Raw genomic sequence first — 11,921 nt, 5'->3', positions numbered from 1 at the left:
CACTTCATGATATATCTGGTAAAGTTTTTTGCTGACAGCTTTACGAAACTGCTCACTTCTGCCTAAACATAGTTCAATTTGGCGAACACCTTCTAGGTATCGGTCTTGGTTATCAGCTTGAAAAAATTCATGTAACCGACTTGGTTCTATTTCCAAATTTTTGCTAATGTCATCAATAAACTTTTTCCACTCGCTAGCATTGACACCTGGTAAAGCATTAGTAGCAGGTGAATTCAGCCATTGTGCTAATAGTTGGCGTAACCGCATTTCTTGCTCCTTTGGCAGGCTGGATGCAATTGGTACTTCAATTGGATCGTAGAGTGTCACAGTAGAATTAGATGTACCCAAATCTATAGCTAACCAACCAGGAAATGCTTCTAACATATTACAAATATTCTATTATTTTTTAATATACATTTGCTAAACTAGCAACCTCAGGAGTAGGAATGGAGGCAATTTGCGAGAGAATAGGTGAGACAGAATCAGCTTCCTTAATTTCTTGTTTTTCGCCTACAATGTATCTGAGCAATGCCTCTTCTCTTAGCACTGTATCTAGTTCAGGAGTCAAAATATTGAGTATCTGCAAAATTGCCTTATCAACTTTCTTATTGATTTGACTTACATATTCGCCTAAATGTAGAATAAGGCTAGTAGTTAATTTATCTCGCAGTCGCAGTATTTGAGGTAGGTGGTTTTGGGCAGACACAGAACTATATTGTTTGTATTCTGATGCCCAATCAAAAATTTGACCACTCTCGTGTTTTTCGTCTTTACGTGCTAGGGGAAATACAGTTACTGTTTCAATATCCTTCTCTTCTTGAAATGGTTCTTTCATGCTCTCAAGTTCTCCCCATTTTTCCGGGTTGTAACCTTGATATAAAACATAAAATATATAAGCCTGTTCTTCACTAAATTTTTCTTCGATTTCTGTTTCCATTTCCTCACGGAGTTTTGCCTTTAATTGGTCAATCGCTGTATATAATTCCTTGGATAAATTTTGCAATAAATGATTAACTGCTTTTTGGATGCAATCCTCAGCAAAAATTTTTAGCTCTTTAACAGTGTTTTCAAATACCTCATAAAAGTCGTCACTCTTCGTAGGAATGTTAACATTTGGCTGGTTTCTTCCACCAAATAGCTCGGTTTTACCTTCTGTTGAAGATGGAAGTACAATTCTGCCATTTTGCACTCGGTTGAACAGCAAATTCCACTGCCTCCATTCGCGGATTTTATAAATTACTTCATCTCTGATGACATCGTTAATAGCAACTCCTTTTGCGTCTTTGAGCGGCTGTTTTCCAAGATTATCTTTGAAGCTACTGTACTTTCTATATATTTTCTCAATAGCGTCGCGCAACTCTTTCAAAGCTGGACTTTCTTCTGAAGATATACCCAAGTCTGATAGTATGTGTTTCAGGTTGTATTGTTGTTTACGTAATTTATCGGCACCTTTACGAGTGTCTTCATATAATTGCTTCAGACTGTGAGCAGCTACGTGGTTTAGAATCAACTCCCGTAATTTACTGATACCGCCGTCTTGTGCAAAATAACCAAGTTGTTTACCAAGAGGACTTTGTGGGTTTGTTGCTAAAAGGCTCTTGCTTAAGCTTTGCCACTTTTCACGCATCCGCTTAGATTGTTGTAGAGAACTATCATTTTGATCTTCTAATTTAGCCAAAAACTCTTGAGAACCTACTTTCACTGCACTGGAAAGTTTTGCTAAATCTGCCAAACTTATCAGTTGGTCTAACAAGACGATGCGGTCTTTTTGGCTGGTCAATGCTTCTGCTTGGCCAATGATAGTTTTGAGTCCGCTAAATTCTTGGAAAACAGTTGCTTCTGTTAAAGGATTGTTGGTAGCAGAATTAATCAGTTGGTCAAGTTTTTGTTCACGTTCTATGGAGAGTTGATTAAATCGACCCACTCCCACCAGGATAAAATCTTTGAGGTTTTGTCCTGGTCTTTTTTGTTCAATCATGTTGAAGATTTTTTGGGCGCGATCGCTTCCTGGGGTTCTGCCATTAAGTAAGATGAGAATTGTCTGTACTTGTGTTAATTCTCGCAATGACACAAAAGTATCTCTCACTCCCGAATTTGCTGCCCCCAACCCAGGAAAATCTAGCAAAATAAACTTTGCGGTATCTTGTGTTGTTCCCAGATTCCAAATTTCTTTGGAGATTTTGACATTAATGTTTACACGCCGGATGAGTGAAAAGCTGTTTTGCAATAACTCTGATGAGGGTCGGTTTTTATCCACAGGTAGCTTGGTAACTTCAGGTATATCTTCAAATTTGAGTTCTTGATTTGCTGGCGATATACTGGTTAGCTTTAAACCCTCACGAGCCTTAGTGTGCGTGATTTTGAGGCTTTCACCACACAAAGAAGCTCCATAGTTAACATAAGTACGAAGAAAAACGATCAACTCTCGCAGCAGATAACGCAGGTCTGGGTTTTGAGTTTGATTCCATGCTGACTCACACCATTTCTCGTAACTATTTAGGGTATCCTCATTCAATGTTTTTGAATTTACTTGAGGGAAAGCAGGAAGTTCTGATGCTTGTGCCCGTTGCTTTGCTTGACCTAACATAAAGTCCAAGCATTCTTGAACTTCTTGGGGAGAAAGATACTCGACGATAAAGTCATCAAATTCCGTGGTTTTGAAATTATCTTGCTGAAGTAGGTGGATGGCTGTGACGTTACCTGTGGTGGGAATTTCACTGACTGGTAAGGCATCAGCGTAGCCAATGAGACTACCAACTAGTAGTGTTTTACCACTACTGAATTCTCCCATAACGGCGATTTTCACAGGGGAGGATGCCAGTTCCACGGTTTTGTTAGCGGCATCTTTCAGGCTTTTGAGACACTCTTGAAGTTGGCGGTTGTCTAAAATTTCATTTGCTGAGGACTGGTATGGTTCTAACGATTTTAGTCCTCGCAGTATACTTTTACCATACTCTTTGTATTTGTGCAGGTGTTCTAGTATGTCACTGTCAAACTTTACTTCTTTTGGGGCTAGCTTTTGACGCTGAGGAATAGATAAAATGAAATATTTTTCTTCTATTTTTGCTCGCCTTTTTACTGGCAAATTTTGAAGTTCAGATATTGCCAGATCATGATTATCAAGAACCAAATTCAACATTCCACGAGAGTAACTTAGAAGATGCGGATAATCTTTTAAAGGTTCTGCTAAAGTTTCTATTAAAGATGTCAGTCGTATTACTTCATATTTGTCTTGCTTCTTTTCGTTGTATACCTCTGTGAGTTTTGATGCGAGTTTACGAGCTGCTTGATTTGGTTCTACATAAGCTAGTGCTATCACTTGTTGGACTTGAGCAAAATCGCGTTCATAGGGGTCGTTACTTTCAAGTTTTTGCCTTACATAAGCTTGCAAAAAATACGACAATTCTTTTATTCGTGGCTGCCCAAAACTTGGATCATTTTCTAATTTTTTTAGCAGTTCACTGCGTACTGCTCCATCCATTTCATAAAGTTCATATCCGACCTCATTAACTAAAGTAGAAAGCAACAAATTTGCTACTGCTACCCAAGGAATATTAAGTGCATTACCATGAACATCTTGCTTAAAGTTTGCCCAAATACGATATACTAAATCAGGAGTAAGTGCTATAGGAAAAGCAGCATGACAAGCCAAAATTAGAATACTTTCATCAAAGTGCCTACGAAAAGACTTAATACGTCGTCCAGCAATTGTACTACTCATATTGTCCGTCCTTCAAAATTTGTAGGGCGTCCTCTTAGTACACCGATAGCATCTTGAAGCCCGCGACGACTAAATTCAAACATTGGAACAATTTTATTTATTTCTTGTGCTGTCGTCCCTTTCCAAGAATCTTTCGGCATAGGATTTAGCCAAGCTATATAACGTACTTTACGTTTCAATTTATCAAGAAATTTTTTAGTTAATTCAACTCGTTCTTTGCTGTATCCTCCCCTAGCTGCACCAGCATCACTAAAAATCAAAACTGATGAACGTTCAGTACGCAGTGGACGAAGAAAGTTTTCTATTAACTCCGCTTCTTGGCGATAACAGTCACGATAAAGATATTCAGTTGGACAATTTTGAAAATAGTAGATACCTGCTTTTCCTAAGCGTCCTCCACGTAAAAGCGTTTCAGCCAAGCGACGGGATAGTAGGTGAAATGGCACCATTGAACCATCTTGATCGAGTAATAAAAATAACTCAGCCCGATTCACACGGGGAGGTACTAGCACAAGCTCTAGTAATATACCTTTGTACCCAATTTGCTTAACTGTAGCTTCTAAATCTAACTCTACTGGTAGTCCTTCACGCACTGGAAGCTTGAGGAAACGCCAGCTTTGTTTCATCTGTCGCCCTGTGACTGGAAAGTATTCTCCTGTTAACATGAAGGTTTTCATTAACGAAGCCTTATCTACCTGTTTCTCATCTTTAATCTTTTTAATGTTTAATGTTGATTCTAGATCAAAGGTAGACCAAGTTAATTCAGTGCTATCAGTGCTATTAGTGTTGTAATAAGTATTGCTTGATTCCGCCTCATTTTGCTCTAATGTTGCTTGAGTTGACGATTCATCTGCATTTTGCGTAGGCGGGCTTGGTTGGTTAAACTTGTTATCTATCGGTTCTGGTATTGTGGGATCTAAAGACGACGATGTTTGCTCAGGTTTATCATCTACTGATTCTGTTGTCGCCTGAGATTTAGATTCACTTACAGTCTCGGGTGTTTGGGATTTTGTACTAGAGGATGATTGTTTATCTTCACCCCTTGAAGTGGAACTTTGTCTTTCTAAATCCTGTAATTTTTCTTCAAAAAGCTTGTCGTATATACGCTGTTCTTCAGATGACTTCACCCATATTGCCTGACATAAACGCTTGAGAGAAAAAGGGTCAGTACCAAACCCTGCTAGCAAAGCTTTTTGTAGTAGTTTATATTCATCAATACCTAAACGTAAACCTTTCTTACGCAAATCCATGAATAGGTCAAGCAGTAGCAATTCTTCTGTTTGAGCTTCTTGAGTCTCCTCTGCAATTTCCTTACTCATAAGTATCTATTAATTTATTTTGTGCTGCAAAAGCTTTGTAATCTTCCCAGTTTTTTAATAAAACACCAGCATGCACCAATGGTTGAAATAATGTTGATGTCACCTGATTCTGATTATCCTTATTCTTATTCTTCTCGATCTCATAGATGATAGCTTTAACCCAATCTAACAATTCACTAGTACTGACTATCTTGCCAGATTGTCCTTTAACCTTAAGCATTTCTTTTCGTAGTGTCTCGAAGTTCTTAATAATCTCCTTTAGCAAATCTTCTGCTAACCATTCTTTTTGTTCAGTTGATAAGTGAGCTTTGATGATTTTTATCAATCTCTTGCTGGGAAATTCAATATAATGAAACAGACATCTACGCAGAAATGCGTCTGGCAAGTCTTTTTCGTCATTACTAGTGATAAAAACAATTGGTCGATACTTATTAGCATTAAATTTTTCTTTAACCTCTTCAATTTCAAATTCAAATTTATCAAGCTCCACTAATAAGTCATTAGGAAAGTCAATATCAGCCTTATCAATTTCGTCAATCAGCAGTACTGTCCGATTTTCTTGATTTTCAATAGCTCTTCCTAGCGGCCCAAATTTTACATAACTAATGGGTTTCTTAAACCGTTCATTAATATCGTTAAAATCTTCTGGTGAAAGGCTCTTTGCACTAGCTAATTGAGCATCTCGTAAGCGTCCAACTGCGTCATAAGTATACAGACCATCTTTCGCTCGACTAGTGGATTTTATATTCCATTCTTCGTAATGTAGCTGTAGTTCATGAGCCACAGCACGAGCTAATTTTGTTTTACCACATCCCGGTTCTCCTTTTAGAAGAAGGGGTCGCTGTAGATAGATAGCAAGGTTAACCACTTCTATTAGTTCAGGACTCGGTAGATAAGGATATAATAATTGTCCGTTTTCGTCTTTGTCACCAGGTTGTGGTTGAACTTGACCTGTATATTTTTTTAATAATTGCGCCATATATACTCCAGATCGAAGAACTCATGACCCCATAGTTTGCAAATATACTCTAGTACTAACAGAGGCTCACCATCTTTACATTGATTTAATAATAATTCCTTAGTATTTACCGAGATTCCTTTACGCAACACTTTTGGTAAATCATCGATTTCATGATTTGTCCATGTAGTTAAATGCTCATCAGAAAATTTTTGAATTTTCAGCAATGTTACTAATGAAGGAGAATGATGTATTTCTTCTAACAAATTTTTCAATGATTCTTTATCTTCGATACAGTCTTCTAAATCAACTAAAAATAGCAATAACTTGTGCGGATGTGAAGTTTTATAATCTTTACAAGCTTTCTCAACTAACTTTTTCCAGACTTTATTTATGAATTCGTGTATACATTCTTTTTTTGTAGACACAAAATTTTCTAACTTCAATATGAGAATCACACTTCGTTTTTTTAAATTTTCACATACAGTATGGATAATTGCGTCTATTTTCTGTTGAATTTCTTTAAGATTTTTAGATTGATTACCTAATCTTTTATTTAAGTCGTACAAAATATAATCAATCTTACTAGAATAGGTGGTTTGACTTACTGAAATCGGAATACACTGCATTTCCTTATTTTGGTTATTTTTCTTGTCCTTGGCAATCAATGGTATTAATCGGTTTAATAGCCATTCTTGTCCATAACCTGTTTTACCATTAATTATGCAAGCTCCGACTGAAATTTCTTCTAAAAAATCATTAAATAAATCTACTTGTTCATAAAAATTTAGTTTACGTAAAGCTTCAACTACCTTATGTTTATCCTTAGAGTTATTCTTCTCATTTTCTATCTTAATCAAACATTCAGAAAAGTTATTTGTTCTTTTTTTCCCCCATTCCTCTAAATCAGTTAAATTAGAAAATTTTGCTTGTACGTAAAGATGAGATGCTAACTCTCCAAGCCTATCTAATTGCCTATCTAATTCCCTATCTAATTGTAAAATTTTATCCAAAACTATCTCAACTTTATCAGGAATGAGATGTCCATTATTATCATTTTCTCCTGACATCTCAGAACAACAATTAAGATAGAAATTATACATTTCTTTAATATCCTCTTGCTCTGAAGGTTTAAGTATATAATTTAAAGTAATAACAGCAACAGTTAATTTTAAGTTTGGATTATTAGGATTTTTCTGAAGCGCACCATCCATCAATTCTTCAAATAATCCATGACTGTCTGCTACTTGAATTAAATTAAAAGCCACTTGATCTAAACGATCATCAGTTTTTACGAATTTAAATGGTTCGCTCAATTTATAGGTTATTAATGCTTGAAAATCAAACGGACTTTTAAATGCATCACACAAAGCTGTTGACAGTAGTTCCTGTTCCTTACCATTTAGGTTAATTGTTCCCATATACATATATAAGCAGTCATCAATCACTGGTTAATAATACTATCGTAACTTTGAAAAGTTAGTTTACAAAGTTTACTACCATGACATTGGAAAATAATGCTCTCTAAAAGAGACAGTAAAATCATAATAATAAAATTTTACTGTTACTAAACATTTCATTTTATTAGGGCTTTGCTCAGCATATCCAGGTTTTGGTGGGCAGAGCTTACCATACATTACTTAAATTTTCTCACATATCATTTAAAATTCCTATATTACTTGACCACTTTGTAAAGCATTTAATAAACTTTGTTCCTGTAATCTTTGTTTCTCTAAACGCTGACATATAGCACTGAAGGGCGTTCCAGCATTGTATTCGCCCTCTATCCCCATGTGATGCAGTGCTACTAAATCCCAGTTACTGTTGAAACAAGGAGAACCAGAAGAACCAGGTTTAGTATTAGTCTTATATCTAACCCTTGTGCCATTCTCATTAACATCAATAATTCCATTAGTATCCAATGCTAGCTTTAAGGGCTGACCATTTGGATGTTGCAGTATAAATAATGGAGTATTAGACAAAAAATTATCTGGTTCACTGGGTAATTTAATCCATCCCCGTGCTGGAGAACCTTCTTCTCCAACAGATCTGTTTCCTGGTTCATTTTTAACCCTCAGCAAAGCGTAGTCTAGTTCGTCAAGTGTTGGCAATCCATTTTCGTTATTTTTTAGATAATGGCTTTGATCAATCAACCATTTTTCGCTTAAACGATACTCTGTACCTCTGCTAGGTTTGTTATCTCTTAAGTTTTGATAATCAAAACGCAAAATAACATCGCTGTAAGTAGCATTTCCATTAATTACATCTTCCATTACATGGAAATTGGTAATAACCACATTTGGTGCAATCAAAAACCCTGTACCTTGTGCCTTACCTTTGGGAAATTCAATACGGCATACTTGCGGCAGAATTGCACCCAACTTTACTAGCCATGTAATAGGATCTAGAAAAGAATTAGTTTCTCTAATAATTCTTTCTCGAGAACCTCTTTCTGATAGTTCTGGCGGCAAAGAAATATTAAGAAATGAAGTATCTGTAAAAAACTTACGACCAAACTCTATTAATTTTTGGTTTCCAGGATTTGATTGAAGCGCACCTAAAACTAAGTCCCTAAGCCATCCTTCACTGTCCGCACGTTCAATCAACTTAAATGCCAATTGTTCTAAATTCTTGGCAATGATTATCCTATATAAGTTTTTGTTAAATGTAAATTTTACAAATCGTTCAAATCTCTCTTCCTCCCGAAACGCATCTTGCAAAGCTTCTGATAGTTCTTCATGTTCGTCACCAGAAAATACCATACTATTCTCCTATGTGAATTAAACAACTAATAACTGATAAATCTTTATGGGTGACTAAATTTGAGGTTCTTCTTTGATAATTTCATACCAAAAGGATAAATCCTTCGCTTTATGAGAACCATTTTGAGGATGGCGACCGATCCCAAATCCATCTGTATACTGCAACCATGAGTTACGGTATACTCCTATGGTATTGCCAGTCACTTTGTTAAGTATTTGATAAGCAAAATCACCTAGATTTAAGGCTGCTTTGAAAACAGTGGTGATAGAGCTAACCTGCGATGTCGCAACGGCAAGCTCAAGGATTGTACTAACTGCTCCTTGGACTTCAGGTGACTGCAAGTTTTTGTAAAGTAGGGGTGCTAAGTCTTCTGAGTCTTTGCGATCGCGCGATACTGTGATAAAAATATCTAAGAAGTGCAGAGCCTCTCCATAGAATATCAATAGACCGTTCTCACCCGTAGGTAGGCGATCCTGACTTTTAATTCCAGGAAAACGAAATGTTTTCGGCATATAAACACTTGCTGGTTCACCTTCTATAGCATTACCGTGAACTACCAGCGCATCTAACCGCATTTCGGAATCACCAAACCACTTTTTGGTATCCCAGATCATAATATCTTGTAGCCGTACAGCTAGAGTAACTGCCTGTGGTTGATTGATTGACTCCCGACTACCTCGTTGATTGGAACTAAGTTCACGCTCTATTTGCTCAATAGCCTCAGCATCAGGTAGCGTAACTTGATCAATCAACCATTCTTGTTGAGTCATTTATAGCTCCTGGGATTGTAAATTATTGGTACTAAGCAAGTTAACGCGATGAATTTATCGCAATTACTATCATCTCAGTGACACTACCAGCAAACTCTAATTCACAGCGGTGTCTTGCTCCTTCAACTCCCTAGCAGAGTTTGGTTCATTAGCTTTCAGCCATTGCTCAATCATCTCTACTACAACTTGACTCATCTTTAGTCCTCGCAAAGCGCAAGCTGCATGGAATCGCTTTTTAAGCTCGTCTGCAATACTAATGTGCATAGCAAATAATTCTATTGGTAATGTTTATACAAAATTACAAATGTACAAAACCTCATATGAAATTGATCTTATCAGAACAAATAGCTTTTGTGAAGTAAAATAATATCAAAAAATATGAATTTATTTTTTATATTTACAATATACTTATAATTTTTTTCTCTCTATAAATAGAGGAAGTCGTTTTGGTTCTATAACTTATTTTCAGATAAAATCTTAAATCGCAAATAGAAGCAAAGCCTTTCAGAAAAAAAATTATTTAATTAAAAAAATGTAAATAAAAAAAGGAATAATATCATGCCCGGTCAAACATCCTTAATAAAAATGCCTGAAACCCTTGGTTTTACAGTATTGCAATTATGGGCAATCAATAGGACTTGATATAATACTATTTTGCTTTAATCAAGCTACAGATGCAGTAAGGGCGCACTGCTATGCGCGCCTACAAAAATTTCATGTGTAGTGGGATTTTTAAGAATTGATACCTTTTGCCAGCATTCTTAAATAAGAGTATGCTTATCCGACTTGTATTGGGTGCGATCGCTACTTTAGCATTTCAAGCAACCCGAACGATATTGCCTAGCTCTAGAGTATTAAAGTGTGGGAGTTTTCCTTAGTTAACGTATTTCTTTATTCATACACGCCATCTTCAGGTTCCAAAGTTTTCCATCATCCCTACTTTGATGAGCGATATATAACTCTTCCCGGAAACTTTTCTTGGTTAATTCGAGCATATACTCGCAGACAAGCCTGTACCTCTCCTGGAATACCCCCAATCTTCAATGGCAAGTCATAACTCGAAGATAAATTGTGAATATCAGCATACACTCCTGACAATTCTTGAATTCGCACATCATGACCTTCTTCTTTTGCTTTTTTAACTTTCCCAATAAGTATACGTCGTGATTGTTTCTTGAATTCGCCGCACCAAGAGTCAGAATCAGCAGGTGGAACGAACACAAGAGAGTTTATTGCCTCATCTATGTTGATCCAAGCTTTTAAAATTGTTAGTGATTCTCCACTTTCCTCAGCTTTTATTGTACGTTGAAAGCGTTCTTTGAGAGCGTTAATATACTTCTGACGCTCATCTGGATTTGAATGCAAAGACATGGTATCAAACTTATTTACAGTTTCCAAAGCATGGTACAAATCTGGTTCTATATCAATAGAATATATACAAATAGATATCAAGCAAGCAAGCAACTTCAGATCCTCAGACAAATCCTCATATTTATTTTCCTGTAAAACTTGTGAATCTAAAAATGCATCTTTAGATTCAGATAAAGATAAGCCCCTAACCTGAACAGATCCTTTAAGTCCAGGGTAAATATCTTGATTATCTTTGAAGCGAAGTTGCTCCCTATTTGATGTATCAATTTCAGCTTGAGCAGCTTTAGCTAGTTCCAAAGCACGTTCTCTCCAAGACGTAGCCATTTCCTTTGGAAGCCGTAATAGTTTATGTTGAATTTCCTTCCATAAATCTGAATCTGTTTGACTATGAAGTTGGAAATCTCCTAAATATTTGCTCAGATATTTGTCTTTTTCAGGATTAAAAGCATCTCGGAGAGGGGTTAATTTTAAAGGTTCAGATTTGGTTTGCTGAGTATCTTCCAAATCAGAATCTTCTTTTGGGGTTGCTACTGTGTTCTGGCTTTGTTTAGTGGTGCTATCAGCAGAAGGTAGTTGCAAAAGGCTTTGGAGTTCTTGCAGCACAGCATCGCATATATCGGCTCCAGGGTCTTGTGGAAATTGTTCCTGAGTTTTCTTTAAAGAAGCTTTTAGTCCGTGCAAGCTAGACCGTAAAAACTGAGCTATCACAGAATCACCCATTGCCAAAAGCTCGCGTAGGTGCTGCATAAATATCACCTCTAGTTTGACCTTTGTGAAGAGAATGTTTTAAAAGTTTTGGGCGAATATAATTCATTAGTACAAAAACAAAGTACACCTGCACGGACTAACAAAAAATTAAAGGTTCTAAACCCGCCTGCGCGGGTTTTGTCTCGTGTAGCCGCAGCTTCCAGTAGCTAAGGCTAGTATAAATGGATAATTGACAAACATCCTCTAATGTATACCACAAAACGGGTCGCGCTCTCTATCAACATCATTAGGTTGCAAATCCAATTCAGTGC

8 protein-coding genes and 1 pseudogene are annotated in these 11,921 nt (G+C 36.6%); all 9 read right to left on the bottom strand.

Translation table 11 applies throughout. The features are described 5' to 3' along the window. Positions 1–384: pseudogene (locus tag ACM0OZ_RS45930) on the bottom strand (molecular chaperone); the annotation flags it as partial. A gap of 22 nt (positions 385–406) precedes the next feature. Beyond that, positions 407–3,721 (bottom strand): dynamin family protein, encoded by a 3,315-nt coding sequence (locus ACM0OZ_RS45925; protein WP_414589649.1) that lies wholly within the window; start codon positions 3,719–3,721, stop codon positions 407–409. Continuing rightward, positions 3,718–5,040: a hypothetical protein gene (locus ACM0OZ_RS45920; RefSeq protein WP_414589648.1), complete on the bottom strand. Its 1,323-nt coding sequence runs from the start codon at positions 5,038–5,040 to the stop codon at positions 3,718–3,720. Before ACM0OZ_RS45920 ends, ACM0OZ_RS45925 begins: the two co-directional genes overlap by 4 nt. Continuing rightward, the gene (locus ACM0OZ_RS45915; RefSeq protein ID WP_414589647.1) at positions 5,033–6,019 is read right to left on the bottom strand and encodes an AAA family ATPase; all 987 of its coding nucleotides are present in this window, start codon (positions 6,017–6,019) and stop codon (positions 5,033–5,035) included. The genes ACM0OZ_RS45920 and ACM0OZ_RS45915 overlap by 8 nt, the downstream gene beginning before the upstream one ends. Further along, positions 6,004–7,446: an effector-associated domain EAD1-containing protein gene (locus ACM0OZ_RS45910; RefSeq protein WP_414589646.1), complete on the bottom strand. Its 1,443-nt coding sequence runs from the start codon at positions 7,444–7,446 to the stop codon at positions 6,004–6,006. Before ACM0OZ_RS45910 ends, ACM0OZ_RS45915 begins: the two co-directional genes overlap by 16 nt. A gap of 222 nt (positions 7,447–7,668) precedes the next feature. Then, entirely contained in the window at positions 7,669–8,760 is a 1,092-nt protein-coding gene (locus ACM0OZ_RS45905; protein WP_414589645.1) for an effector-associated domain EAD1-containing protein, read from the bottom strand. A 54-nt stretch (positions 8,761–8,814) separates the two neighbouring features. Continuing rightward, positions 8,815–9,531 (bottom strand): hypothetical protein, encoded by a 717-nt coding sequence (locus ACM0OZ_RS45900; RefSeq protein ID WP_414589644.1) that lies wholly within the window; start codon positions 9,529–9,531, stop codon positions 8,815–8,817. A gap of 96 nt (positions 9,532–9,627) precedes the next feature. After that, a complete protein-coding gene (locus ACM0OZ_RS45895; RefSeq protein WP_414589643.1) occupies positions 9,628–9,795 on the bottom strand; it encodes a plasmid partition protein ParG in 168 nt (55 codons plus the stop codon). Positions 9,796–10,467: 672 nt separating this feature from the next. Further along, complete coding sequence (locus ACM0OZ_RS45890) at positions 10,468–11,649, bottom strand: hypothetical protein (RefSeq protein WP_414589642.1); 1,182 nt, start codon at positions 11,647–11,649, stop codon at positions 10,468–10,470. Positions 11,650–11,921: the final 272 nt, after the last annotated feature.

The organism is Scytonema sp. PCC 10023 (genome assembly GCF_963920835.1).
In the GTDB taxonomy this organism is placed as follows: Bacteria; Cyanobacteriota; Cyanobacteriia; order Cyanobacteriales; family Nostocaceae; genus Kalymmatonema.
Note: the sequence above shows the minus strand (reverse complement) of the source record. Positions and strands in the feature narration are given on the sequence as shown.

What these genes read in the sequence shown, in the direction of transcription:
- ACM0OZ_RS45890 (WP_414589642.1), bottom strand. Translation starts at nt 11,649, where the DNA reads ATGCAGCACCTACGCGAGCTTTTGGCAATGGGTGATTCTGTGATAGCT.
- ACM0OZ_RS45920 (WP_414589648.1), bottom strand. Translation starts at nt 5,040, where the DNA reads ATGAGTAAGGAAATTGCAGAGGAGACTCAAGAAGCTCAAACAGAAGAA.
- ACM0OZ_RS45905 (WP_414589645.1), bottom strand. Translation starts at nt 8,760, where the DNA reads ATGGTATTTTCTGGTGACGAACATGAAGAACTATCAGAAGCTTTGCAA.
- ACM0OZ_RS45925 (WP_414589649.1), bottom strand. Translation starts at nt 3,721, where the DNA reads ATGAGTAGTACAATTGCTGGACGACGTATTAAGTCTTTTCGTAGGCAC.
- ACM0OZ_RS45915 (WP_414589647.1), bottom strand. Translation starts at nt 6,019, where the DNA reads ATGGCGCAATTATTAAAAAAATATACAGGTCAAGTTCAACCACAACCT.
- ACM0OZ_RS45900 (WP_414589644.1), bottom strand. Translation starts at nt 9,531, where the DNA reads ATGACTCAACAAGAATGGTTGATTGATCAAGTTACGCTACCTGATGCT.
- ACM0OZ_RS45895 (WP_414589643.1), bottom strand. Translation starts at nt 9,795, where the DNA reads ATGCACATTAGTATTGCAGACGAGCTTAAAAAGCGATTCCATGCAGCT.